The organism is Synechocystis sp. IPPAS B-1465, assembly GCF_003015225.1.
GTDB lineage: Bacteria > Cyanobacteriota > Cyanobacteriia > Cyanobacteriales > Microcystaceae > Synechocystis.
The window spans coordinates 1,887,689-1,913,599 of sequence record NZ_CP028094.1; the positions used below are offsets into that span (position 1 = coordinate 1,887,689).

General features: G+C 47.2%; 25 protein-coding genes and 1 other RNA gene. 7 read left to right on the forward strand and 19 right to left on the reverse strand.

Going from position 1 to position 25,911, the window contains the following annotated elements; all coding sequences use genetic code 11:
• Positions 1–32: 32 nt before the first annotated feature.
• A non-coding RNA gene (ssrS, locus tag C7I86_RS08975) (6S RNA) lies at positions 33–218 on the forward strand.
• A gap of 93 nt (positions 219–311) precedes the next feature.
• On the opposite strand, the gene C7I86_RS08980 is transcribed toward ssrS, so the two are convergent.
• The 7 genes from C7I86_RS08980 to C7I86_RS09010 all read right to left on the reverse strand — a co-directional run bounded on the left by C7I86_RS08980 (position 312) and on the right by C7I86_RS09010 (position 5,978).
• Complete coding sequence (locus C7I86_RS08980; protein ID WP_010872917.1) at positions 312–1,415, reverse strand: AI-2E family transporter; 1,104 nt, start codon at positions 1,413–1,415, stop codon at positions 312–314.
• A 135-nt stretch (positions 1,416–1,550) separates the two neighbouring features.
• Positions 1,551–1,925 carry a DUF4359 domain-containing protein gene (locus tag C7I86_RS08985; protein WP_231848028.1) on the reverse strand — a complete coding sequence of 125 codons (375 nt, stop codon included), beginning with the start codon at positions 1,923–1,925 and terminating at the stop codon, positions 1,551–1,553.
• Positions 1,926–1,930: 5 nt separating this feature from the next.
• Positions 1,931–2,893, reverse strand: a complete 963-nt coding sequence (locus C7I86_RS08990) for a pentapeptide repeat-containing protein (RefSeq protein ID WP_010872919.1) — start codon at positions 2,891–2,893, stop codon at positions 1,931–1,933.
• A gap of 131 nt (positions 2,894–3,024) precedes the next feature.
• A complete protein-coding gene (leuD, locus tag C7I86_RS08995) occupies positions 3,025–3,627 on the reverse strand; it encodes a 3-isopropylmalate dehydratase small subunit (RefSeq protein ID WP_010872920.1) in 603 nt (200 codons plus the stop codon).
• Positions 3,614–5,272 carry a glutamine hydrolyzing CTP synthase gene (gene pyrG / locus C7I86_RS09000; protein WP_010872921.1) on the reverse strand — a complete coding sequence of 553 codons (1,659 nt, stop codon included), beginning with the start codon at positions 5,270–5,272 and terminating at the stop codon, positions 3,614–3,616. Before pyrG ends, leuD begins: the two co-directional genes overlap by 14 nt.
• 93 nt (positions 5,273–5,365) lie before the next feature.
• The gene (locus tag C7I86_RS09005) at positions 5,366–5,653 is read right to left on the reverse strand and encodes a DUF4926 domain-containing protein (RefSeq protein ID WP_020862333.1); all 288 of its coding nucleotides are present in this window, start codon (positions 5,651–5,653) and stop codon (positions 5,366–5,368) included.
• Positions 5,631–5,978: a DUF6883 domain-containing protein gene (locus C7I86_RS09010; protein WP_010872922.1), complete on the reverse strand. Its 348-nt coding sequence runs from the start codon at positions 5,976–5,978 to the stop codon at positions 5,631–5,633. The genes C7I86_RS09005 and C7I86_RS09010 overlap by 23 nt, the downstream gene beginning before the upstream one ends.
• A 92-nt stretch (positions 5,979–6,070) precedes the next feature.
• Here C7I86_RS09010 and C7I86_RS09015 point away from each other — a divergent pair, with 92 nt between their 5' ends.
• Complete coding sequence (locus C7I86_RS09015; RefSeq protein ID WP_010872923.1) at positions 6,071–8,578, forward strand: sigma 54-interacting transcriptional regulator; 2,508 nt, start codon at positions 6,071–6,073, stop codon at positions 8,576–8,578.
• Positions 8,579–8,672: 94 nt separating this feature from the next.
• Here the strand turns inward: C7I86_RS09015 and C7I86_RS09020 are convergent, their stop codons facing one another.
• Both C7I86_RS09020 and pdxH read right to left on the reverse strand, forming a co-directional pair.
• Positions 8,673–9,623, reverse strand: a complete 951-nt coding sequence (locus tag C7I86_RS09020; RefSeq protein WP_020862332.1) for a fatty acid desaturase — start codon at positions 9,621–9,623, stop codon at positions 8,673–8,675.
• A 398-nt stretch (positions 9,624–10,021) separates the two neighbouring features.
• Positions 10,022–10,666, reverse strand: coding sequence for a pyridoxamine 5'-phosphate oxidase (gene pdxH / locus C7I86_RS09025; protein ID WP_014407112.1), 645 nt, complete (start codon positions 10,664–10,666; stop codon positions 10,022–10,024).
• Positions 10,667–10,722: 56 nt separating this feature from the next.
• On the opposite strand from pdxH, the gene C7I86_RS09030 reads away from it, so the two are divergent.
• Positions 10,723–11,565 carry a segregation/condensation protein A gene (locus C7I86_RS09030; RefSeq protein ID WP_010872926.1) on the forward strand — a complete coding sequence of 281 codons (843 nt, stop codon included), beginning with the start codon at positions 10,723–10,725 and terminating at the stop codon, positions 11,563–11,565.
• A 24-nt stretch (positions 11,566–11,589) separates the two neighbouring features.
• Here C7I86_RS09030 and C7I86_RS09035 read toward each other — a convergent pair whose 3' ends face one another.
• Positions 11,590–12,393, reverse strand: coding sequence for a hypothetical protein (locus C7I86_RS09035; RefSeq protein ID WP_010872927.1), 804 nt, complete (start codon positions 12,391–12,393; stop codon positions 11,590–11,592).
• Complete coding sequence (locus C7I86_RS09040; RefSeq protein WP_020862330.1) at positions 12,386–12,634, reverse strand: YgiT-type zinc finger protein; 249 nt, start codon at positions 12,632–12,634, stop codon at positions 12,386–12,388. Before C7I86_RS09040 ends, C7I86_RS09035 begins: the two co-directional genes overlap by 8 nt.
• 218 nt (positions 12,635–12,852) lie before the next feature.
• Between C7I86_RS09040 and ffh the strand changes: the two genes are divergently transcribed.
• Positions 12,853–14,301: a signal recognition particle protein gene (gene ffh / locus C7I86_RS09045; protein ID WP_010872928.1), complete on the forward strand. Its 1,449-nt coding sequence runs from the start codon at positions 12,853–12,855 to the stop codon at positions 14,299–14,301.
• Between the two features lie 236 nt (positions 14,302–14,537).
• Here ffh and C7I86_RS09050 read toward each other — a convergent pair whose 3' ends face one another.
• From C7I86_RS09050 to hypB, 6 genes are all read right to left on the reverse strand, one after another.
• Complete coding sequence (locus C7I86_RS09050; RefSeq protein ID WP_308417040.1) at positions 14,538–15,125, reverse strand: transposase; 588 nt, start codon at positions 15,123–15,125, stop codon at positions 14,538–14,540.
• On the reverse strand, positions 15,026–15,385 hold the full coding sequence (locus tag C7I86_RS19155) for an IS630 transposase-related protein (protein WP_010871315.1): 360 nt from the start codon (positions 15,383–15,385) through the stop codon (positions 15,026–15,028). Before C7I86_RS19155 ends, C7I86_RS09050 begins: the two co-directional genes overlap by 100 nt.
• Positions 15,386–15,589: 204 nt before the next feature.
• Entirely contained in the window at positions 15,590–17,077 is a 1,488-nt protein-coding gene (gene gatB, locus C7I86_RS09055; RefSeq protein WP_014407113.1) for an Asp-tRNA(Asn)/Glu-tRNA(Gln) amidotransferase subunit GatB, read from the reverse strand.
• Positions 17,078–17,177: 100 nt separating this feature from the next.
• Complete coding sequence (locus tag C7I86_RS09060) at positions 17,178–19,130, reverse strand: transglycosylase domain-containing protein (protein WP_010872930.1); 1,953 nt, start codon at positions 19,128–19,130, stop codon at positions 17,178–17,180.
• 192 nt (positions 19,131–19,322) lie between these two features.
• Entirely contained in the window at positions 19,323–20,897 is a 1,575-nt protein-coding gene (locus C7I86_RS09065) for an NAD(P)H-hydrate dehydratase (protein ID WP_010872931.1), read from the reverse strand.
• Between the two features lie 19 nt (positions 20,898–20,916).
• Positions 20,917–21,774 carry a hydrogenase nickel incorporation protein HypB gene (gene hypB / locus C7I86_RS09070; RefSeq protein ID WP_010872932.1) on the reverse strand — a complete coding sequence of 286 codons (858 nt, stop codon included), beginning with the start codon at positions 21,772–21,774 and terminating at the stop codon, positions 20,917–20,919.
• 182 nt (positions 21,775–21,956) lie between these two features.
• Here hypB and C7I86_RS09075 point away from each other — a divergent pair, with 182 nt between their 5' ends.
• The 3 genes from C7I86_RS09075 (at position 21,957) to C7I86_RS09085 (ending at position 24,647) form a co-directional block, all read left to right on the forward strand.
• Positions 21,957–22,304 (forward strand): hypothetical protein, encoded by a 348-nt coding sequence (locus C7I86_RS09075; RefSeq protein ID WP_010872933.1) that lies wholly within the window; start codon positions 21,957–21,959, stop codon positions 22,302–22,304.
• 38 nt (positions 22,305–22,342) lie between these two features.
• Positions 22,343–23,248: an LD-carboxypeptidase gene (locus C7I86_RS09080; protein ID WP_010872934.1), complete on the forward strand. Its 906-nt coding sequence runs from the start codon at positions 22,343–22,345 to the stop codon at positions 23,246–23,248.
• A gap of 403 nt (positions 23,249–23,651) precedes the next feature.
• A complete protein-coding gene (locus tag C7I86_RS09085; protein ID WP_010872935.1) occupies positions 23,652–24,647 on the forward strand; it encodes a pentapeptide repeat-containing protein in 996 nt (331 codons plus the stop codon).
• A gap of 75 nt (positions 24,648–24,722) precedes the next feature.
• On the opposite strand, the gene C7I86_RS09090 is transcribed toward C7I86_RS09085, so the two are convergent.
• The gene (locus C7I86_RS09090; protein ID WP_223211267.1) at positions 24,723–24,914 is read right to left on the reverse strand and encodes a hypothetical protein; all 192 of its coding nucleotides are present in this window, start codon (positions 24,912–24,914) and stop codon (positions 24,723–24,725) included.
• A 134-nt stretch (positions 24,915–25,048) separates the two neighbouring features.
• On the reverse strand, positions 25,049–25,867 hold the full coding sequence (locus C7I86_RS09095; protein ID WP_020862325.1) for a transporter substrate-binding domain-containing protein: 819 nt from the start codon (positions 25,865–25,867) through the stop codon (positions 25,049–25,051).
• Between the last annotated feature and the right edge of the window lie 44 nt (positions 25,868–25,911).

Below are 25,911 nucleotides of genomic sequence, written 5' to 3' on the forward strand. Positions count from 1 at the left end.
GATCGCCGAAGGATGGGGTTATAATGGCAGGGAAGTAACTACCGCGTTGGTGACTGCCAACAACGTTTTTTGATCTATGCTTGAAAAATAAGGGTGTCTCTGTGCATTCTGCGTGGTAGTAGACCGGGCTCGTACCCGGAAACGAAAACGAGAATTGATGACTCCCCCCTGGTTACACCAGGTCATAAACTGAGGTAAAACGGCGTGGTGGTGCTTCTCCTCTGCTTCTCAGGTTTATCCCTCCCCCCAGAACGGGTTTGAGCTGATTGCTCCCGATTTTTTCCGTCATTCTACATAGTTACCCCAACGCCCTAAGCCAGGGATTCCGGCAGTACTTCTACCTGTTCCTCGGTATCGATTTCTTCGTTCTCAGTTTTTCCAGCCCGCATATCATCAATCACTTTCTTGATCACACTGGCGATCGGTACGGCTAGCAACACGCCCAGTAAGCCAGCTATTTCCGCCCCAATAAAAATTGAAATTAAAATCCAGACCGGATTTAAACCAATTTTGTCCCCCATTAATTTAGGCGCAACACCGTTGTCGGTAATTTGGTCAATGACAATGGCGCTGACAAAAAATTTCACCGCTACAACCCAGCCTTTTAATAACAAAACTAAGGTTCCAATCAGGGTAACTACAGCTCCAGCAAAAGGAATTAAACTAGCTAACCCCAAACTGAAGGCAAAAAGAATGCTGTAGGGAATGCCCAAGGCCATAAAAACCACTAACCTAGCCATACTGGAACCAGCGGCAAGAATTAAACGGCTAATGAAATAATCTCGAAAAATTTCACCGGCATATTGGGGGATTTTTTTCTCCCAGGGTGAGGGTAACCAACTTAGAATTCCCTGCCAAAAAGTATCTCCTCCCACCAGCAAGAAAATAGTCAAAACCAGAATGACCAGGGTATCTACCACCCCACCGATGGTTTCCGTTAATACTTTTAAACTGATTTGTCCGATGCGGTCTAATTCCTTGCTTAAAGTTAGGTAAGCTTTCTGAAATAAATCATCGACATTGACCCCCGCATTATCCAAAGTTAAAAACAAAGTAGAGTTTTTCAGGTTGGCTAAATGCTCTTGACTGCCGCTGAGCCAACGGGGAATATCTTGGGAAAGATTGCCCAATTGATTACCCATTAAGGGAATAAGGGTGATGCCTCCCAAGGCGATGAGGGCAAAGCTGATGGTGATGACAGCAAAAATTGCCAGCCTTTTACCAATCCCTTTACTGACCAAAAAATTGATGGTTAATTTGAGCAGGAAAGTCACTAGGGTGGCAATGATGATGTAGTCAAAGAGTTCCCGAAAGCGATTAATAATCAAACTCAGCAAAACCCCATTCAGAAAAAAGATGGGAAAAATCAACATTAGCTTCAGCCAACCCGGTAAAGATTTAATTAACTGAGTCATTATTAATAGCCACAAAAGTAGAATAAATGATTAAGTTTATAGTCAGGCTAAAAAAATATTTGTGGAACTTATTTAAGTATACTCAAAGGCTTTGGCAACGTTACAAGAACACCTTTAGATTAATTAAAAAGAAGATCAAATTTCCATTGCCTGATAAGTATAAAACTGCTTCATTACCCCAATGGTTTGAAACTCATAGGTAGGAAAAGGATCCGGCAGAGATAATGTGGTTTGGTAAATACTAAACAACAAAAAATTTTGCTGATTAGTAGTTTGGGCGATGATTTGTTTAATTTGTGGTTGTCCTGCATCCACCAAGGTTTTGCAATAACTCTGCACGAAGCCGCCAAAATCCGCAGGCGCTTTGGGACAAATCTCGGTTTTTAGATAGGTACTGAGGGTTTCCACTGCGTAGTCTTCATAGTCAGGCTTGCCCGGATTGCCGATCGCCATCAGAGCACCACTGGCCAATACCATCACCCCTCCGATCGCCCCAAACACCGATAGCATTCTCATCAGGGATGTACACTCCCATCGGGCATAATTGTTTTTGCCAAGTTTATGCCGCTAATGTGACTATTTTGAAAATTGACATTACGTAGGTCTGCCCCCCGTAAACAGGCATCGATTAAATTGGCGCCCCGGAGTATGGCCCCGGCCAATAAAGCTTTTTCCATCAAAGCATACTCAAAATTAGCATTCTGGAAATTAGCTCCCTGGAAAATAGTGCCCCGCAGGGCGCAACCGGCACAGTTAATCTGCTCCTTGTTGGGGAGAGCTTTAAGATGAATTTCCGATAGATTAATCAAACTGAGGTTAACTTCCTTCATCAATGCCCTGCCTAAATTCGCTCCTTTCAAATTAGCTTGACTGAGGTCTGCTCCCTGCAGAAAAGCCTCCTCCACTGTGCCATGACGTAATTGGGCTTGACTTAGATTCACCTTATACAAATTGGCATGGTCAAAGTTGGCTTTGCGAAAATCGGCCCCACTCAAATCTGCCCGACTGAAATTAGCCTCTGCCAGATCAACTCGTGTGAGATCGGCCCCACTCAAATCCGCTCGACTGAAATTAACTGCTTCTAGGATTGCTCCCTGGCAATCGGTTTCCGCCAAGTTAGCCCCTTCTAAATTTGTCCGTATTAACCGGGCTTGCTTGAGCTTGGCATAGGCCAAATTGGCTCCACTGAGGTCACAATCGGTTAGGTCCGCCCAACTGAGATCTGAATAGCTTAAATCTATGCCAGTCAGGTCTGACCCGACAAATTTCACTCCCATCAAACGGGCATGGCTTAGGTTAGTACGCCGTAGCTGGGCTTCAGATAAATTACTGCCGCTGAAGTTGCCATATGCGAGCAGGGCCCGGTTGAGGATAATGCCCACTAGATCGGACTGGATTAAATCGGCATGATGTAGTTCAATGCGGCTGAAATCCCTAGTGCCCTGGCCATATTGCCAAAGAAGTTGCTCAGTTTCCATTGTGTCCTGACGGTGGTGGGAGGGGAGAGCAAAGCGGTGTGTTCTGACGACCAGACATAAACCAACTCTGTGGGCATTGTGCCCAAAAAAGCTGACTTACCAACACACCCAACGGAAAAAAGCAATAGGTTCTAGGCGGCGGAAGTTTGCCAATGGAGATAGGGCAATTTTTCAGCGGTGGCGGCAATTTTCCCCTGATTTTGCACCAGTTGACCACAGGTGTCCCATTGGCCATCCAGCAACATTTGCTGGGCCCCGTCGGAGAGAATTACGGGAAAACTCCGATCGCCGTAGGTAACGGCAGCGGTGGTTAGGTCTAAATTCACTGCCAAATTAGGATCGGCGGTAATGGCTTGTTGTAAATCGGCAATCTGACCATGGGGGGCAGTGACACAGGGCACACCGTTGGCCAAGCAGTTACCCAAAAAGATTTCAGCAAAACTTTCCCCAATGATGGCCTTGATACCCCATTTAATAATGGCTTGGGGAGCGTGTTCCCGGCTGGAGCCACAACCAAAGTTGCGGTTGACCACCAACACTGTGGCGTCTTGGTATTGGGACAGATCAAAAGGATGGTTGCCCCCCTGTTGCTGGCGATCGTCGGCAAAAACATGTTCCCCCAGACCGTCAAAGGTGACACAACGCAAAAAGCGAGCGGGAATGATGCGGTCAGTGTCGATGTCATCCCCCACTAGGGGCAAGGCCTTACCCTGGATTTGTTTAACTTGGCTCATGATCTTCGGTAACGGTGTGGCAGTTAACCGCTATCTTAGCAGGGGCATTGCGACGTTTTAAGACCGCATTAATAAAGCCGCTAAAAAGGGGATGAGCTTGGTTGGGACGGGAATGGAATTCCGGGTGAAATTGGCAGGCAATGAAAAAGGGATGGTGGGGATATTCAACGATTTCCACTAGGCGGCCGTCGGGGGATGTGCCACTGACCACAAAACCAGTATCGGTGAATTGGGTGCGGTAGGAGTTATTAAACTCATAGCGGTGGCGGTGCCGTTCGTACACCACTTCCTTTTGATACAGGGAAAAGGCCAGGGTATCTGGGGCAATGCGACAGGGATATAGTCCTAACCGCATGGTTCCCCCCAGATCCACCACATCCTGTTGTTCTGGCAAAAGGTTAATGACTGGGTTGGGGGTTTCCGTTTCAAATTCCGCGCTGTTGGCTTCCGGTAATTTGGCCACATTTCTAGCCCATTCGATGACGGAGCACTGCATACCCAAACATAGGCCCAAAAAGGGCAGTTGATTTTCCCTGGCATATTCGATCGCCTGGACTTTGCCGTCCACCCCCCGAATGCCAAAACCGCCGGGCACTAACACGCCGTCCACATCTTTCAGAAAGGTGGCTGCCCCTTGGGCTTCAATCTCCTCGGCACTGATCCAACGCAGGTGGAGTTTGCTGTCACTGGCGATCGCCGCATGGCCCAGAGCTTCCACCACGGAAAGATAGGCATCGCTGAGTTGGACATATTTACCCACCAGGGCCACGGTGATGTCATGGTGGGGGGACTGCATTTTTTCCACCAGGGATTGCCACTGGGACAAATCTGGCGATCGATTTTCCATTCTCAGCAGTTCTAGGGTCTGGTGGGCCAACCCTTCCTTTTCCAAAATTAACGGCACTTCATAAATACTGCTGGCATCCTGACAGGTGATCACCGATTCCACCGGCACGTCGCAGAATTCCGATAACTTTTCCTTCATACCTGGATGCAACGGGCGATCGCAACGACAGACCAAAATATCCGGCTGAATACCGATGGAACGTAACTCCTTAACCGAGTGTTGGGTGGGCTTGGTTTTCATTTCCTTGGCGGCGGGAATCCAGGGAATGAGGGTAACGTGCATGTAGATAACGTTATGGCGACCCACCTCTTTGCGGAATTGGCGAATCGCTTCCAAAAAGGGCAGGGATTCGATATCTCCCACGGTGCCGCCAATTTCTGTGATTACCACATCGGGGTTCGTGTTCTGGGCCACCCGGAGAATTCTTTCCTTAATCTCGTTGGTAATGTGGGGAATAACCTGTACAGTGCCCCCCATGTAGGCTCCTCGTCGTTCCTTATTAATCACTGCTTGGTAAATGGACCCGGTGGTAACGCTGTTGAGGCGAGACATGGAAGTATCGGTAAAACGCTCGTAGTGTCCCAGATCTAAATCTGTTTCGGCTCCGTCTTCAGTGACAAACACCTCCCCATGCTGAAAGGGACTCATGGTGCCGGGGTCCACGTTGATGTAAGGATCAAGCTTAAGAATGGAAACGGAATAATGGCGGGATTTTAGTAACCGTCCCAGACTAGCGGCCACAATGCCTTTACCAATGCTGGAGACCACTCCCCCAGTCACAAAAACAAACTTCGACATTGGCCAAACTCCCTACAAAGTGCGCTTAAATCCCCGCCCATTTTACCGGAGATACCAGCCAATAACTAAACCTAACCTCCAATTGAGTACTGCCTAACTTGCTAGCAAGATTGGTTGATCGTGTAAAGCCATTAATTTTTCTCTGGGAACCGCCAACATGGCATAAGCCTGACCATCTCCGTCGGCAAACTCGACTTCAAAAGCTTCCCCTCCCCCCAGGATCTCAATAATTGTCCCAACTTGTCCCTGACGCAATAGAATTGGCTGGCTTGTCAGAAAAAGCTTGGCAGTAATATCTTCTTTTAACGCCACAAGACTATGTAGTTGAAGGTTGTCCATAAGTGTAATTTCCTTGATGCTAATTGCGAATGGGATAAACATTGGTTAGTCGAGGATAGGTCTCCCCGGGGCGGATTATCCAAGCACTAAGTACTTTCGCTGTTCCAGTGGTAGTGGTCATGGGAAAAACAGCCACATAACGTTCTCCGTACTGGTCAGAATCTGTCAATTCAAAATTTTGATAATGAGCGGCTACTTTTCTGAGCCTAGTAATAAGAAAGTCTTGGTTATCTATTGTTATACCCAATTTAGCTCGAAAAAGTCTAGCTTTATGTTTGCCATTAGGATGGTTTAGGTTAAGGGAATAGGTCTGTAGTTTATCAGTTATTTGCTTCACATCAGCTTGGTTTCCGTAGGGCAATTTCATAACTTAGATTAAAAATATCCCAGAACTTAATTCAGGATAGATGTTACAGCATCGATTAGTATGATCATAGGTTTTTCCTCAGGGGTTTTGCCATGACCGATCGCCTTTCCTATTTGCTTTCCTGGCTCCGACAACGGACGGAATTAGGCCAACTTGCCCCGGAGATTCTGGAGGCGATCGCCAGCCAATTAATTGAATTTTCCCTGGCTAAGGGTGAAAGTCTGCCCAAAGATAGGGACAAGGGAACGGACTTGTACATTCTTGGTCAAGGACAGTTGGAATCTGATGCCCGGAAATTTTGTTTATTGCCAGGGGCAATTATTAATCTAGAGGCATTCATAATTGATAGTCCCCTAGAACAGGATTTAGTCGCCCTTACTGACTGCCAATTGTGGTATTTACCAGGGCAAAAAATGCGGCAATTGCTGCAAGATTATCCCCAGATAACTCAGGCTTTTTCCCAACAATTGGTGCAGGAACTCAGGGAACTGAATGCCCAATTATTTTTTGAACAGGAAAAACAGAAGATTTTACGCCCCTACCTCGTCCCTGCCGCTAAGCGAGCCATTATGGGTAAAAGTCGCTATGCCCAAAAGCTCCGGGAGCAAATTAAAGCAGTATCAACAGATCAAAAGCCAGTATTATTGTTCGGAGAGCCGGGACTGGAAAAGGATAACACCGCCGCCCTGATTCATTTTGGCTCAGCCCAAGCCCAACGGTCGGTGATGGTGAAGGTCAACTGTGCTCTGCTATCCGCCAGTGGTCAAGAACTCTTTGGCACCAATCAAGGTAAACCCGGAATTTTAGATGCCTTGGGTCAAGGAACCTTACTGTTGAACAATATTCAGGAATTGAAACCCCAACTTTTACCGGCGATCGCCAACTTAATTTGTGAAGGTATTTACCAACCGGTGGCCACAGCAGGGGGAGCAGAACCAACTTTTCGCCATAGTCAAGCCAAGGTAATTGCCATTGCTGAAAACATCATTCCCAAGCTTACTTCCCTATTTACTAACACCATTAAAATTCCCCCTTTGCGGGTAAGAAAAGCGGATATTGAGGATTACGTTGACTATTATTTAAGTTTAATTTGTCGCTCCAAGGGCATCGAAGTTCCTAACCTAGCACCGGAGGCCCTGCGTCGCTTACAAGCCTACGATTTTCCTAATAATATTCGGGAATTAAACAATCTAGTGGAACGGGCGGTAACCCAATTACAGGGCGAAAAAGTAATTACCGAGGAAATTATTTGGCCTTCCCAAGGTAAGAAACAATTATTTCGTCTGAATTTACTCAACCGTTACCCGCAATTACGGCAATTTTTACGCAGTGCCTGGTGGCCCGATCGCCTCAATTATGGCTTCACTGTGTTCGCTTTCCCAGTCATTGTGGCTATTCTTTTTCTAGGGCCCCAAACTAGGGACCAAAATTTTGCATTGAATTTATTTTGGGCATGGTGGTGGCCCCTAGTGCTATTGGGATTTATTTTTGTTGGTAGACTTTGGTGTGCGGTTTGTCCCTTTATGATTTACGGAGAAATTACCCAAAAATTATCTCTCTGGCTCTGGCCGAGGAAACTGAAAAAATGGCCGAGGCAGGCAGCGGAAAATTGGGGTGGTTGGTTTCTCTTTGCCCTTTTTGCCCTAATTTTACTCTGGGAAGAACTGTGGAATTTGGAAAATACTGCTTATCTTTCTGCTTGGTTATTACTGTTAATTACCGGGGGAGCTATGGTTTGCTCCGTGATTTTTGAGCAAAGATTTTGGTGTCGTTACCTCTGTCCCATTGGCGGCATGAACGGCATGTTTGCTAAATTAGCTATCACAGAATTGCGGGCCCAACAGGGAACTTGTTCGGCAGAATGTACTACTTACCAGTGCTACAAGGGAGGCCCCGCTAAGGGGGAAGGTCAAGCCACTGAAGGCTGTCCCCTGGGTACCCATCCGGCCCAACTAACCGACAATCGGGATTGTGTACTATGTATGACCTGTTTAAAAGCCTGTCCCCATCGTTCGGTGGAATTTAATCTGCGTCCCCCGGCGATCGCCATTGTTACTACCCATACCGTGCGCCCTTACGAAGTAGCCTTATTGTTGTTACTCCTGAATAGCGTTTTATTGAGGAGATTACCAGAATTTATCCAGGTATGGCATTTATCGCCAGTGGGTACATTTATTGACCATGGTTTTCTGTCCCTCGGTTTACTATTTTTACCAGCTTTATTGCCACTAATCGCCTACTTTTTGATTCCCGCTCCTAAAGTTGGGCAAAAAATTCCCTTCATTAACCTAGCCTACGGTCTATTGCCTCTCACTTTAGCGGCCAACTTAGCCCATTATCTCAACTTGGGTTTGGGGGAAGCGGGGCAGGTGTTGACCCTAGTGCCAAAAACTTTCCACTGGTCTTTACCCTTTGATTTACCGATGTTGGTGGCGGATCCAGCGGCGATCGCCTTTTTGCAAGGTATGCTGCTTTTGGCCGGGGTACTTTGGTCGATTTTTCTCAGTCAACAGTTAGGTAAACAATCCTTTTTCAATCTTCTGCCTCACCACAGCACCGTTGTTGGTTTAATGCTGATCTTTTGGAGTGTGATTGTTTAACTTCTTCCATACTTCTCATAAGGCGATCGGAAGGGAGTAATACCATCTAATATTGCCTTCCCTCCCGATGTTGGTTTGATTCAATTAGGATCAATTAAGGTTTCTTTTGATATCCACCATTGGATGGGGATTGGTAATAGACCCCTGAACCTTGATTAGGAACAAAATGGCAAGCCCAGTAGGACTTAAAAAAAGCTTGCCAAATTGGCTCGTCAGAATATCGATAATATTCCCCTAAAATGGGCTTGATGGCTTCAGTCGCCCGGCGTAACTTGTAGTGGGGCATATTCGAGAAAATATGGTGGGCGACGTGGGTGCCAATGTCATGGTGAATGGGGTTAATGAAGCCGTAATCCCGATCAATGGTGGAGAGGGCACCTTTGAGAAAATACCAGTCATCACCACGATACCAAGGGATATTGTCTTCAGTGTGATGTAAAAATGTGACCAAATCTAACCACACCACAAACACGAGGTAGGGGGCAACATAAAATTTCAGCAAAAATAGCCAGCCAAATTGCCAAGTTAAAAAGCCAAGGAAGCCGACAAAGGCTGCAAGGGCAAAGGTGCTGGTGAGAACAGCTGCTTTTTCTCCGGGACGGAATAGGGGACTGCCGGGCATGAAATGGGAGCCTTGCCGGTTTGGCGATCGCCGAAATAGATAAATGGGGTAGGCGATCAGAGGCAAGTAAAAACGTAGAAGTTTTTCATACCAGGCCATTTGGTTATATTTTTGCTCCGACACTGGATACCAACTTTCGTCGGTGTCGATATTGCCCGTGTTGGCATGGTGAGTACGATGACTAATACGCCAGCCATGGTAAGGCACCAAAATTGGCGTGTGGCTGAGATGACCAATCCAATTATTAAGGGTTTTGGATTTGGAAAAGGAGCCATGGCCACAATCATGGCCCACCACAAACAGGGACCAGAATAGGGTTCCCTGAATTAACCAAAAAATCGGATAGAAGAACCAGGAATCAAGGTAGGCCGCTAGAGCATAAAACCCGGCAATTAAACCAACATCCAAAAAAAAGTAGCCCAAGGACCGGACTACCGATGGCTCAAAACAATCCGCTGGAATAGCGTTTCTGAGCTCTTGGAGGGTAAATGGTAATTCTTCAGTTTTGGGGTAAGGAAGCTTTGTTTGAGGCGATGAAATTTCTAGACGCACGTATTTATCTTAGGGGCTATGACGGCAAAACAATCCTATGATTCTATCCTAAATCTTCAAAGAAGGCTGCCGTTGGAAGATGAAAATTCGGCAGTAAGACCAATTTTGACTAAGACAGAAAACACACTAAGGAGAATACTTGATTCAAATTTGTGTAGAGAAAGGACGATAAAAAGTTCAAATGTTTATAAATACGCAACTCTGATCAACTTTATGGACTAAAACGTCAAAACTTTAAGACTGCAATGGAATGGGGGCTAGTTTAACTTCTACGGCGCCAACCTCTGTCTGTGCCATTGACCATCAAGCAAATTAAATTGCAAACGGTCATGGAGACGACTAGGGCGGCCTTGCCAAAATTCGATGCGATGGGGAATCACTCGAAATCCTCCCCAGTGGGGGGGGCGGGGAATGGATTGGTTTTCGTATTGTTTTTCCCAACGGGCTAGATTGTCTTCTAACTCCTGGCGATCGCCAACAATCCGACTTTGGGGAGAAGCCCAGGCCCCCAATTGAGAACCCCGGGGACGGGACTGAAAATAGGCATCGGATTCTGCCGGATCAATTTTTTCCACTTGACCATCCACCCGTACCTGTCTTTCTAGGGCCGCCCACCAAAACACTAATCCTGCCCAAGGATGGGCCGTTAACTGTTGCCCCTTGGCACTGTCATAGTTAGTGTAAAAAACGAAGCCCCGCTCATCCAAACCCTTGAGCAGCACCATACGCCCCACCGGATGGCCTTCCTCGGACAGAGTGCTTAAAGTCATAGCATTGGGTTCTGGCAACTCAGCGGCGATCGCCTGTTGGAGCCATATGTGAAATTGGGCAAAGGGATGGTCTGCCACCTCAGCCTCGATTAAACCCCCCTGGGTATAGTTCAAGCGTAAATCCGCGAGGGAAACCCCATCCATAAAGCCTGCGTCCTCCAACTGGTGATCTTCACAGCGGGCAGTTAACATAAGGAATTATGACACCATCTGCGGCGAGTCATGCCATTGATACCCTGATCGAAATGGCCCACCAAGGGGAGATTAACCCCTGGGACGTGTCGGTGATCGATGTAATTGATCGCTTTTTGCAGGATCTGGGCATTCTCAACAGCCTCGACCTGAATTTTCAACAGCAAAATTTACCCCGTTCTGGCCAGGCTTTTCTTTGGGCCTCCATGTTGGTGCGCTACAAAGCTGACAGTCTCCACAATTTGGAGCAGGAACCAGAAGAAGTTTTACCTGAAGCTGAGCTAGAAGAATGGCCCGATGGTCTAATTGCCCGGTTACCAAGGGATTTAGAAAATCGTCTGCGTCGCCGCACTGCTGTCCCGCCCCTACAACGTCGTCGGGTTACCCTGGCGGAATTAATTGATCAGATCGAGGCGATCGCCGTTGAAATCGAAAAAAGCGAACAAAAACCCAAGCGGGTGAAACGGGCCCGTCCCCAATCCCGGCGGGAAGCACTACAAATCATTACCGAATTAGCCCACCAGGAAAATTTAACTGAGTTAGCCAGCCAATTGGAACAATTTTTACAAACCCGTCTGCCGGAAATTTTGCCTGATTTACCCCATCGTTCCTGGGTAGATTTGGATACATTACTCCACTGTTGGCATCATCATTTAGATCCAGATAAATTGCCGGATAAAAAAGATAAAGTTGGCGTATTTTGGGCATTACTATTATTAAGTTCCCAGTCGAAAGTATCTTTGGCTCAGGAAGAGTTTTACCAAGATTTACAAGTTCAAATTATTGATGACTCTGAAAAAAATATACAGTTAACCTTAGATCCAGAAACAGAAGTGTTAAACTCAGCCTAGTATGCAAGCAATTACTCTTAAATGCTAAATATTTCTTAGTTGCAAATCTAAAGACTCATATGAGGAGTTAGATGTCAATCTAGTTGCATATAGATTCATTAAATCTTGGATGGAAATCAATTTAACTTCTATAGAATTAATTGCTTGAATTTTTCGAGAGTGTTGACGACTAATTATCCAAACTTGCTTATGATCTTCATGAAATTCTTCAACTATTCTATCTGAAAACTCTATTCTGCCTTGCTTCAATTGACTACAGTAATTAATGATTTGTTGACTTTTAAGAGTTTCAATGTCTCCCTTTGCCAAGGTACAGTCATAAATGACTGAAAGATTAGTAGTCCGAAAAAATCCATCCGCCTTACCAGCTTGTTTTTCTCCAAGGAAACTTTTGATAGTTACAATTCCTAGTGACTTTAATAATAAAAAGGTATATTTTTCAAACTCTTGCCAGTTATTAGTAGTAGCTAATATCGGAAAAAAGTTAGGGCAGATATCTGAATTATTTTCCCACGAAAGGTCTTTGGATTCTACTTCTATAGAGCTTGATTGAGACAAGTTATCAGCAGAAACATGCATTTGTCCAGAAGCGATACTTATAAGTTGATGTAATACACGCTCAAACTCCAACATCTCATCTTCAAAAATTCTTATTTTTGATCCCACAAACTTGTCTCCAACCTTCTTGCGTTGATCGATAACAATATATTTTGAGCCATTTTTGGCTACCTTTAACTCAAAAAAATAATTATGGGAACCTGAGAAATAGCGAGCTTTATGCAATAATTCTCTTTCTTCTCTTGTGTACCATTGCTCTGAATTATCCATTTTCGTAATTATTAGGAATGATTTGATTTTCTGAATAACTATAAACCGGAATTTGAATAAAATGATCCGGCTCCTGATTGTCTAGAACAGTCTGTTGTAAACACTCTACCGTTGCTGGCGAAAAAAACTGCTCTCCAGTTTCTTCATTAACCCGTGCTGGGACGTTTTCAATAATAATTAACCGACCATTTAAACTAAGGGTGTAATTTACCCTTTTTTCAACCAGAGTTTTGTTGTCCATTATTGGTTTCTCTCCTTCGAGTGATCAGCAAGGTCATTACTGGATTGTTGAGGTGGGTATCTAAACCAAATTACACGGCGATCGCCATTGGGGAGGAGAGGCCTGGGTCCGCCCATGGTTAGGGGATGGGACCGATCAGATTCTCTGGCCAGGGCAACCCTTTGCTACAGTTGAATTGGTTACAAATAGTTAAAGTTCCGTCCCGCCGTTAAAAGTCTATGTTTGATGCCTTAGCCGATCGCCTTGAAGATGCCTGGAAGAAGCTCCGGGGTCAGGACAAAATTAGTGAAAGCAATATTAAAGAGGCGCTTCAGGAAGTCAGGAGAGCCCTGTTGGCGGCGGACGTGAATCTCCAGGTGGTCAAGGGTTTCATCAAAGACGTAGAGCAAAAAGCCCTCGGTGCGGATGTGATCAGTGGGGTTAACCCAGGGCAACAGTTCATCAAAATTGTTTACGACGAACTGGTAAACCTGATGGGGGAAAGCAACGTGCCCCTAGCTCAAGCAGAGCAAGCTCCCACCGTCATTCTTATGGCCGGCTTGCAGGGGACCGGGAAAACCACCGCCACGGCCAAATTAGCCCTCTATCTCCGCAAACAAAAACGCAGTGCCCTGATGGTGGCCACGGACGTTTATCGCCCCGCCGCCATTGACCAACTAAAAACTCTGGGGCAACAGATTGATGTGCCTGTATTTGACCTGGGCAGTGATGCCAACCCGGTGGAAATTGCCCGCCAAGGGGTGGAAAAAGCCAAGGAATTGGGAGTCGATACGGTCTTAATCGATACCGCCGGTCGTTTGCAGATTGATCCCCAAATGATGGCGGAGTTGGCCGAAATTAAACAGGTTGTTAAACCTGACGATACTCTACTGGTAGTAGATGCCATGACGGGGCAAGAGGCGGCCAATTTAACCCATACTTTCCACGAGCAAATTGGTATTACCGGAGCAATTCTTACCAAGTTAGATGGGGATACTAGGGGCGGTGCAGCCCTATCGGTGCGGCAAATTTCCGGCCAGCCGATCAAATTTGTCGGGGTGGGGGAAAAAGTGGAGGCCCTGCAACCTTTCTATCCCGATCGCCTAGCCAGTCGGATTTTAAACATGGGGGATGTGCTGACCCTGGTGGAAAAAGCCCAAGAGGCGATCGATGTCGGGGACGTGGAGAAGTTACAGAACAAGATTCTCGAAGCCACCTTCGATTTTGATGACTTCATTAAGCAAATGCGCTTTATGAAGAATATGGGTTCCCTAGGGGGTCTGCTGAAAATGATTCCCGGCATGAATAAGCTCAGCAGTGGCGACATCGAAAAAGGGGAAAAGGAACTCAAGCGCACCGAAGCCATGATTAGTTCCATGACCACGGAGGAAAGGAAGAATCCCGATTTATTAGCTAAATCCCCCAGTCGGCGTCGTCGCATAGCCCAAGGATCGGGTCATAGTGAAACCGATGTGTCTAAGCTAATCACCAATTTCACCAAGATGCGGACCATGATGCAGCAAATGGGCATGGGAGGAATGCCTGGAGGTATGCCAGGGATGGGAGCAATGCCAGGCATGGGGGGAGGTATGTTTGGCGGTCAACCAGGCCCAGGTTTTCGAGGTTACAGAGGTGGTGGCGGTAAGCCGAAAAAGAAAAAGAAGAAAAAAGGTTTTGGCCAGCTTTAATGTGTTATTTGCCTAGTCTTATTCTGCTCCCTAAATTGACTACTTCATGGACAATGGGGAGCAAATTTTATCTTAACTTCTCTGTAAAATTAGGAGAGGTTAATAAGATTTGCTGAGCTTATCTGCAAATATTTTGTATTGTCTGAATCCGTTGTCAAAATCTTGATAAAAATGATTGATTTTAACTATTTTAGGCAAAATTTAGATTTATAGTAGTTTCAAATAAAGCTGAGACGCTAAACGCCACAGTAAGAACGGATAATTTCATCAAGAGACGTGTCAATAGGAGCGTACATTCTAGCTCGTTTCAAGGCACTAAAGTCATGCTCAATATCATTTAAATCAGGAGAATATTTCGGCAAAAAAAGAACTTCATGACCTGCTTCTTTAGCCAATTCTTTAATGGCAGTTTTACGATGAATAGGAGCATTATCCATTATTAATATTGATGGAATGTCGAGGGAGGGTAGCAAATATAATTTTAACCATCCTTCAAAGCCTTCTGCATTCAAACTCCCGGTAAAAACCATCGGCGCAATCAAATCTTTTTTTCCTTTTCTTCTCCCTGCTACTAGATTTTCTCTGACTCCCCTTTTTCCTTGTCTATCTCCATAAACTTTTTTTCCTTTTTTTGACCAGGCATAAATACAAGCCTGGATTGCTTCGAATCCAGATTCATCTATGTAAACTATAGCTTGACTACCATAGAGCTTAATTAGTTCTCTTAACATTCTATAGTACTTAACTCGTTCCTCCCGGTTTCTTTCTCGATAACGTAGTTCTTTTTTTTTCTGTTTATTTTCATTTTCTTTAATGCGTAATATACGGCACTCGGCCTCACTCCAAATTTCTTGGCTCTGTCTATCAATCTTGCATCGGGATTTTCTTCTACGTCTTTTTTTAGAGCTTCCCAGTCTAATTTCCTATGGCGACGCTCTACTTTTGTTGGGCTTAAATCTACTCTATTTAACCATCTGTATATCGAGGCTTTTCCTATTTTATATATCTTGGAAGCCTCAGTTATTTTTCCTCCAGCTTCTATATAAGCTACTACCCTTTGCCTTAAATCTAAACTGTAAGCCATTGTTTAAACCTGTTCATTTTGTACACTCCATAATTTTACATTAAATTCTCTCATCGTTAATTGAAATGACTATAAAAATCAAACTTGCAGAGCTTTATAAACGAGTTGATTTTTCCAAATAACCAAGGCAACAATGCTCCCCAACAGTGCAACATCAAGCCATGGGAAGCAATGCCCAAATGCCATTAGTTAGCCGGGGAAACCTTAAGCTTGGGCCAGGAGTTTACCAATTAATTGATTAGTCAACTTTGGATCTGCCTTGCCGCCAGTACGTTTCATGACTTGACCGACAAAGAAACCCTGCATATTGCCCTTACCACTGCGGAATTTTTCCAACTCCTTGGGATGGTCAGCAATGACAGCTTGGATGATGGCAGTCAACTCGTCGGGGTCAGAAATTTGCACCAAGCCCCTAGCTTCAATAATTTTCTGGGGAGAGCCACCTTTTTCCAGCAACTCCGGCAGAATATCTTTGGCAATTTTGCCGCTAATGGTGCCTTTGGTAATTAGATCAATTAACTCCGCCAGGGCCGACGGTTTCAGGGCCAGCCCGCTGATGGTCAAACGGTTGTTGTTGAGGTAGGCGGCAATGTCCTGGGTAACCCAATTGGCCACTGCTTTCGGGTCAGCTCCGGCATTCACCGCTTCCTCAAAATAGAGCGCCACATCCCGGTCTTCGGTCAATACCCGGGCATCATAGGCAGATAAACCCAGTTTCTGTTCATAGCGGGCCCGTTTGGCACTGGGGAGTTCCGGCAAGGTTGCAAACCAAGTTTGTTTCTGTTGCTCGGACACTTCTAAGGGGGGCAAGTCCGGTTCAGGAAAATAGCGATAATCGCTGGAGCCTTCCTTTTTTCGCATGCTGATGGTGCGCTGACTGCCTTCCTCCCAGAGGCGGGTTTCTTGGTAAATCTCCTCCCCGTCGGCGATGGCCTTAATTTGCCTTTCAATCTCATACTCGATCGCCTTTTGGATGGCGCTAAAGGAGTTCATGTTTTTGATCTCCACCTTGGTGCCAAATTCCTTTTGCCCCACCGGACGCACAGAAATATTTACATCACAACGGAGGGAACCTTCTTGCATATTGCCGTCGCTAATGCCTAGGTAACGCACCAGTTGGCGTAAAGACTGGGCATACTCCGCCGCTTCCTGCCCCGTGCGTAAATCCGGCTCCGAAACAATTTCTAGTAAAGGTACCCCAGTGCGATTGAAATCCACCAGGGAATGGGTTGACCCCGCCAGGCGATCGCTCCCCGCATGGACTAATTTGCCCGCATCTTCCTCCATATGTAAACGAGTGATGCCAATGGTTTTGCGGGTAATCTCTTTAGTTTTTTTATCCACCAACTCAATTTCCAAGGAGCCATGCTCCACAATGGGCAAATCAAACTGGGAAATTTGATAGTTCTTAGGTAAATCCGGATAAAAATACTGCTTGCGGTCAAACTTACTGTAGGGGGCAATCTGGCCATTGATGGCTAAGCCAAGTTTAACCGCCGCCGCCAACACTTCTTCATTGAGCACTGGCAGAACCCCCGGATAACCCAAACACACCGGACAGACATTGGTGTTGGGGGGACTGTCAAAATCAGTGGAGCAATTACAAAAAATCTTACTAGCTGTGTTGAGCTGACAGTGGGTTTCTAGCCCAATAATCGCTTCGTAATCGGTTTTAACAGCAGTGGCAGTCATGAATTTCCGGCAGATTGGCTTCCTCCCATTCTGCCATACTCCCGCCGTCCAACGGGCACTTTTCTCCCTCACTAACCCCCAGCGGCGATCGGATCAAAGCCTAGGATTTTTGCTGTTTTTCCGGCTTGGGACGGGGGAATTGGGAAGGAGAGGGGAAGTTTTCCACTGGCATATTTTTGATGGCCTGACTCATAAAAGAGCGCCAAATGGGAGCGGCATAACCCCCTCCTGAAATCCCCTTACCCAGAGAACGGTTAGCATCATCTCCAATCCAGACGGCGGTGGCCAATTGGGGCACATAACCCACAAACCAAACGTTGCGCTCATTGTCTGTGGTGCCAGTTTTGCCAGCAGTGGGACGCCCTAGGTAGGCCGATTTACCTGTCCCTCCCTGGACAACGGAAGTGAGCACTGAAGAAGTACTAGCCGCAGCCCAGGGATCTAACACTTGTTGGGGCTTGGGAGTATTGTCTAGCAGGACATCTCCCCGCACATTGGTAACCCGCAAAATTGCGGTGGGCTCAGAATACCAGCCATTGCTAGCTAGGGTGGCATAACCTACGGCCATATCCAATGGAGTCACATCCACCGACCCCAGGGGCAAGGAAAGAACAGATTGCAATGGTGTTTTAATGCCCATCTGCTTAGCATCCTCAATCACCTTATTAAGGCCAACACGACTACCAATCAACACCGCTGGAATATTGGCAGAACTGGCCACTGCCTGGCGAATGGACATAGAGCCGGAAAAACCGCCGCCATAGTTTTTGGGAGAATAGAAACCTGCTCCGTCTCTCAAACTGATGGGACGGTCTTCAATGGAGGAATCGGGGGTGTATTTTCCACTGGCAAAGGCACTGTAATAAACAAAGGGTTTAAAGGCCGAACCCGGCTGACGACGGGAAATGGTGACCCGATTAAGTTGGCTTTTGTTGTAGTCCACTCCCCCGGCCATGGCTTTGATGAAATGGGTTTCCGGCTCCACCGCCACTAGGGCAATCTGTAAATCCTTTGCCCTTCCCATGCGTCCCCGCAAACCGCTATAGGCGGACTTGACAGTTTTTTCCGCCAGCTTTTGGGTGTCGTAGTCAACGGTACTTTGTACTCTCAAACCGCCCTGGGCCAAGGCTTCTTTCCCGAATCTAGTTTCCAGTTCAGCAATAACTGCATCGGTAACGTAGGGCAATTTGCTGTTTTGCCAAGCAGTGGGTTGACCCAACTTGTTCTGGAGGGGTTCTTTTTTTGCTGCCTCGGCCTCGGCAGGGGTAATCCAACCAATACTGACCATGCGGTCTAGTACGACTTCCTGGCGTTCCTTAGCCGCAGTAAAGTTGTTGAAAGGGCTATAGGCCTCCGGGGCTTGGATCATGCCAGCCAACATAGCCGATTCGGCCAAATCTAGATCAGCAGCGGATTTTTTAAAGTAGCTCTCAGCCGCCGTTTGGATACCGTAGTTATTATGGCCCCAGTAGATATAGTTGAGGTACATGTCCAAAATTTGGTCTTTGTCGAATACCTGTTCGACTCTAATCGCCAAAACCGCTTCGGCCAATTTGCGGGTAAAAACTCTTTTTTGGCTCAGATAAATATTTTTTACCAACTGCATGCTAAGGGTAGAAGCCCCTTCGCTTACTCCACCACTTTTAAAGTTGACTAACAGGGCCCGCCCAATGCTGTTGGGGTTGATGCCTTGGTGTTTATAAAAATTGCTGTCTTCGATCGCCAGTACGGCACGTTTTAGGTTGGGAGAAATTTCCGCCAGGGGCACAATTTTGCGATGTTCTTCCCCGTGGAGGCTGAGCAATTCCCGTCCTTTGGCATCGTAGATATAACTGGTTTGGGCGGGCACGTAGGAAGTTAGACCCCGCACATCGGGTAGATTACGAAAACTAAAGGCCAAGCCAGCCACCCCTCCTGCCACCACAGCGGTAGAAACTAGACCCACCCCCAGAAAAGTGGTGCCGGTGGTGCACAATACCCGCTGGAAAAAATTAGGCTGGGCTTTGGCTTTGACCTTGGTGGAAGACGGTTTTAGGGTGCTAGTGGATGACACGGTGTAAGAACTTCCTCACGCCAGGAAATGGAATTTGTAACCTTGCAGACTCAGATGATTAAAATTAGCTACTCCCCAGGAACAATTTTCCCCGGAATTAATCTTAGTTTAGCTTACCGACATTCGCCCAGAAGTCAACTGAACTAGGCTAACCCAGTCCCAAGCTCGCTTAGAGGGGATTTTTTGCCAAAATCAACTTGAATGGGACAAATTAGCGGGCCAGTTAGCGACATTGGGACCAAGCCACTGGCGACAGGCCGGAATTAAATACTCTGCTAAATGTTGGGCGTCTACCCCCAGAATTGTTCTTTGTTGAGACGCTAAAATACCGGCTTGGGCATGCCACCAGGCTGCTGTTGCCACCCTTTGGGCAAGGTCAAATTTTTCTGGCTGGGCCAAGATACCCCCCATTAATCCCGTGAGGACATCCCCACTGCCTCCTCGGGCTAGGGCTGGAGTACTATCTTTGATTGCCCAGGTGGGGCCCGTTGGACTAGCAATGACCGTTTTAGCCCCTTTGAGCAGCACTGTGGCCTGACACATGGCCGCCGCTGTTTGCACTGCAGTGAGGCGATCGCCTTGGTCAATGTCGGGAAAAAGTCTTTTAAATTCACCTCCATGGGGAGTTAACACGGTGGGGGCTGTCCGTACTGCCAATAGGGGTAGTAATTGTTGCTGAGCCAATTGGTTGAGACCATCGGCATCCAAAATCAGGGGACAATTAACCGACAAAACTTCTTCCACCAGGGGGCCCACGTCCGAGCCTAACCCTGGTCCAAGGGCCACAGCACTGTAACGGGATAGGTCCAAATTGCCCAAACCGGCGATCGCCCCGGAGGGAGTTTCCAAAAGACCTTTCACCAAAACTTCGGGACATTGACTGTGGAGCAAGGCCTTAATCCCCATGGGCACCGCCACTGTCACCATCCCCACCCCACTGGCCCTGGCCCCCAGAGTGGTTAGCAACGCTCCCCCGGCATACTGTTGAGAACCGCAGATCAGTAATAGGTGGCCCTGTTGATACTTGTGGGTCACTAACGGGCGACTGAGGGGCAATGTTTGTTGAGCTTGGTCAGCTCCAAGGACTTGCACTGGCCAAACTTCTCCTAAAACATTGGCGATCGCCTGGGGGGGTAAGCCGATGCCCAATAACTCCGTCTGACCTAGGTGGGCCAAAGCCCTGTCCTGAAAGTAAGCTCGTTTCCAAAGACCAAGACAAAAACTCCGGTCTGCCTCCACTGCTACACCTAAAATTTCCCCCGTATCTGTCTCAATACCTGAAGGTAGATCGATACTGACCACGGGGATAGGTAGATTGTTGATAGTTGTGATTAGGTCGGCGATTGCTCCGGTGATAAGTCTAGTTAAACCAACGCCGAACAAGGCATCAATAATCAGATCGCAATGGGCCAAAGCCTGGACCCCATCCACCCAAGGGATGCCCAAACTTTTGCCGTAGTCAACGTGGTTTTGGGTCAGGGGTTTTAACTTGTCCAAGGGCTGTAAAACCTGAACCTGGTAGCCCTGGAGCTTTAGTTCCCTCGCCACCACTAAACCATCGCCACCGTTATGGCCCGGGCCCACCACCACCCCGATGCGGGGATATGTGCTGAGGGGATAGAGCGTTAGCAATCTCTGGGCGGTCTGTAGAGCCGCTTTTTCCATCAAGGCCGCCACTGGCATACCCTGGGTGAATAGCCAATTTTCAATCTCCTGCATTTGGGCCGCACTGACCACTGCCCGGAACCATGGAGACGTCACTGCCATAATCTTTTTCCTTCAACTCTTAGGCCAATGCTGGATCAACCAACGGCGAATAGTGTTGGAGTTGCCATTGATCCAAATACTCATACCAGGACTGCAATCCTTTCCCCGTGCGGGCAGACACTGCAAAAATTTGGGCTTGGGGGGCCACTTGCCGTAGGTTTTGCCAAGCCAGCTCTGCATCAAAATCCACTGCGGCGGCAATGTCCTGTTTGGTGACTAAAATAACCTGGGCTGATTTGAAGGTGGCGGGATATTTAAGGGGTTTATCCTCCCCTTCTGTGACGGAAAATAATACGACCCGTAAATCTTCCCCTAGATCATAGGTGGTGGGGCAAACCAAATTACCAACATTTTCAATGATCAATTGATCGATATTGTCTAAATCTAACTTTTGGGCCGCCTTGGCCACCATTTCCGCTTCCAGATGGCAAATATTTCCTGTGGTGACCTGAATGGCGATCGCCCCGGCACTGCGGAGACGTTGGGCATCGTTATCGGTGGCTAAATCCCCCACAATGACGGCGGTGGGATGGTCTTTTTGTCGATCGCCGACCATTTTTTCGATCAGAGCAGTTTTACCGGCTCCGGGAGAAGAGAGGAAATTCATCACCAGTAAGCCCTTAGCCTGGAAATAGCCCCGATTCCTTTCCGCTAGGCGGTCATTCTTGCTGAGAATGCCTTGGCCAATGGCAATGGACTGGCGATCGGGTTCAATGGTCACAGTCTGCTGACTTGGACTTTTGCTGTAGTTGCCATGGTGGTGATGATGTTCTTGCTGGTCATGGTCATCATGGCTGTGGGCAAAATTTCCATCGCCATGGTGATGGTGGCTATGGGCAACGGTTCCCACCGCACTACAACCGCAGTTTTGGCACATAATAACCTTCCCCCTCGGGCGGAAATATTAATGTTATGACCCCATGGTAAGAGAGGATGCTTGAAAGAGGTTCTACTTTAATTGCCATTTGGCACAGTAATCTGGAATTGATGGTGGAGACCCAGGTTTGTCTTTTCTGGCTCCATTGATTAAATATCCAATTTCCCAGCCCCATTTTTGTAATGACAGCTCCCCTAACCCTCAACTTACTCCAAGGTTCTGTTCGTTTTCCCTTTAGTGCCGAAGCGGCGATCACCCTCCAGGGGGAGATCAACCAATTGGTCAATCAATTAAAGGCCATTGGTGCTCAGGTTAACCAGGGAGGCCGACCGGAGAAGCAACAGAATTTGGAATATTGCCACAGTGGAGAAGTCTTTTTAGAAGTATTTTGCAACCCAAATATTTACCCCAGCCCCTTTGCGGCTAAGGTATTGCTCACACTACGGGATGACCGGATTCGTTTGACCACGGAAGCGGAATTGCCCAGACTCATTGAAGATTTGGCTGAATATCTAGCCCAGCATGGTTAGATCCAGCCCTGGTAAACCTTGTAAACAGTGCCCAACCAATGTCTTCCCTGCCCAAAAATTTTCTTCAACCTCTCCCTCTCCAACCAGGCGATCGCCTCACTGTGGTGTCCCCCAGCGGTAGTCTGCGGGAATTGGCGGACTTGCAAAAAGGGGTGGATATTTGGCGATCGTGGGGCTACGAGGTAATTTTCAGCCAAGGTTACCACAATCGCTTCGGCTACCTAGCGGGAACAGATCAACAACGTAGGCAAGATTTACTCCACGCTTGGTTAGACCCCCAGTGTAAAGGAATTTTATGTAGTCGGGGGGGCTACGGCTCCGCCCGGTTGCTGGAAGATTGGCAATGGCCGGCAATTAGCCAACCAAAATGGGTGTTGGGTTTTTCCGATGTCACAGGGATTTTATGGAGTTTGCTCAAATCAGGTATTATCAGCCTCCACGGCCCTGTGTTGACTACCCTCAGCGATGAGCCGGATTGGGCCCTGGAACGGTTGCGTGGGCATCTTCAGGGTCTTCCCCTTGCACCATTGACCGGGAACAGTTGGCAGAAAGGAATGGCCCGAGGGCGTTTAGTGGCAGGTAATTTAACCGTTGCTACCCATTTTTTAGGAACAGAATGGCAACCAGATTTTGAAAACGTAATTTTGGCGATCGAAGATGTGACCGAATCCCCCTATCGCATTGACCGCATGGTGACCCAATGGCGAGCCTCCGGCAATTTATCCCAGGTAGCTGGCATTGCCCTGGGGCGGTTCAGTGAATGTGAAGCTCCCGCCGGATTCCCCAGTTGGACAGTGGAAGAAGTCCTTGGCGATCGCCTGGGGGATTTGGGCATACCAGTGGTGGCGGATTTACCGTTTGGTCATGGCGGCGTCAATGCCATTTTGCCCGTGGGTAGCAAAGCGGAATTGGATGGGGACGCTGGCACCCTCAGCTTTTTGTAAAGTTTTATCATCTTTTGCCTCCGGAGATATTCATTGTCATAGCTCCGGTATTAATGCTCCAGATTGGTCTGGGCAATAGCTTTGTGGCGATTATGGCCGGGGGAAAAATTCATAAAACTTATTAAAATTATTTGTTAATGAGTTTATAGCTTAACTACAAAAAGTTAATAGCTTGCTGGCATAAATAATCAATTTTTCTTGAAAAATATTTAGAAAAAATCTTTATACAGCAAAGGTTATGGACTCCACTCTCTATCTTAAGACATAGACAATTTTATTCTTAATAAACAATTAAGAATTGTGTCAGCCCGGCAAAAAAGTGTGTCCAAATAGTTTGTTTTAGGTAAAATCCATTACAGACGGAAGGATTTTTCTGGGCAAATATCTATTCAACGTCACTGCTGTGCTTTCATTGATCAAAATTGCCGCCGCCCAAACCCAGTGGCCAAAGAGAGACAACAGTAAATATTCTCGACATGGAGTTTCCTTGTCTATGAACATCAATCCTCTCCTGCGGGCCTACGAACACGGTGTGCGCCGCTTTCCTCGGGAAAATTTACAAAATGCTGACCTATCGGGATTCACTCTGATTTCTGTCGATTTTGAGCGCACGAACCTGATTGGTAGTAATTTGCAGCGCACCTTTTTGACCAAAGCCCGCCTGGGGCACTGCCAAATGAACTGGGCAGATTTGACCTATGCCAAACTCAACCAAGCAGATTTAAGCCATGCCGATCTGACCAAAGCCAGTCTCTACGGGGCTTTTGCAGTTAAAACTAATTTCAAAGGAGCTAAGCTGAGCGGGGCAACCCTAGCCCATGCCAATCTCCGGGGAGCTAATCTGGAGCAGACTAATCTGACCGGAGCTAATCTGTTTGCTGCCAATTTACGGGAAGCCAATTTCCAGAAAGCCGATTTTTCCTGGGCTAATTTACAGGAAGCTTGCCTTAGTCTGGCTAATTTGCGCGATGCTAGGTTGTGGGCAACGGATTTGCGCCGGGCTTTTATGAAGGAAATGGATTTAAGTGCTCTCAGTCTCCACGGTTTAGCCATGGATGGGGCGAAATTAACCGGCAGTTGCCTGCGGGACACAAACCTTAGTCACTCCAGTTTGCGGGGCGCTAACCTCCGGGGGGCAGATTTAACCGGAGCAAATCTCACTGGAGTGGACCTGACCGGGGCTGATCTGATGGGGGCCAACCTAACCCAGGTAGTTTGGCACGATGCCGTGGTGGAAGGCGTTAATTGGGAAGAGGCGATCGCCGACCAGTCCATGTTTCGCGAAGGGATATTAGGACTGGGAAACCATCACAATCATCGCAGTCATAACGTCCACCAGGGGCGCCAGGGACTAAATATTAGTTGCTTTGGGGGCCTGCAGGCCGCCTATGTCATTTAGCTGAAATGCACTGCAATAATTAAACAGTTGATTGATAATAGTCAATCAAAAGTACCACCGGCGGAAGAATCACCCCTAAAAGATTAATGCTTCCAGGAGAGCGGCACAGCCGAAGGATGCCAGGGCAACTTTAATCAGACGCAGTCCCTGCTGATTCAACCAATCCCGTTGGCGACGGAAAAACATGTAGGCATTCATGGCCCCCATCAAAAAGAACAGCAGAGAGAGCCAGTTGGTTTCTTTGGTAGCTGTGTCTGCGGAGGACATCGCCCAGGTCTGTGAGGATTGCATGTTTGATTTCTCTAGGTAAACCAACTTTGACAACTACACCTTAACAAAAGCCAAGGCAATTGTAAACCTTTGTTAAGTATTGTTGACTGGGGTGAAATTTTCTGCATTTCTTAGAAGGGCAGGCCCCAGGCTTGCCATTGTTGCCGGAGCCAACCAGAAGCCCGCAATTGCAGTAGGGTTTGGTTAACTTCCCGTTGGAGAGCCTGATGTTGCAATCCTTTGGCCATGGCGATCGCTAAGGGGTTAACTGTTAATTGCAAAGGTAAATGATAGTAATCGGATTGGGATTGGGCCCAGCCGCTCAGCACGGAATTGTCCCCAGCAAAGGCCATGGCTTGGCCCTGTTCTAGAATTTGATAGGCTTGGTCGTAGGAATCTACCCCCACAAGGGTAGCTTGGGGAAATGCTTGTTTGATAACGGGAATGGTGCCGCTGTTATTAAGCACCGCAATGGTGTGAGCCTGGTTGCGGTCTATGTTTTTCAGGGAGCTGTTTTTGCTAATTAAACCAACTCCGTCCATATAGTAGGGCGGGGAAAAATCCACCAGGCGATCGCGAGCAGGATTTTGGCCCATTTGGGCAATGATTAAATCCACGTCACCATTGAGTAATAGGGGAAGCCGGTCCTGATTCTGTACCGGAACCAACTCCACCGCCGTTTCATCCCCCAGCAAAGCCAAAGCTAAACGACGGGCCAAAGCAATTTCTAAACCAGTTAATTCCCCCTGTCCATCCCGAAAACCCAAAGGTCGTAAGTTATCCTTCACTCCCACCCTTAATTTACCCCGTTGCCGAATGGCTTCTAGGCTGACTTCTCGGCTAGTCATAGCTATCCCGTTGGTTTCCAAGACCATGGTTTGGGCCGTCGCACTGACAGTTAAACCCGGAATTAAAAATAGTAAACAGCTAGCGACAATTAGGCTACGCATGGAAAGAGTAGTATAAGTAAAAAAGCAGAAAAATTTCCCCATAG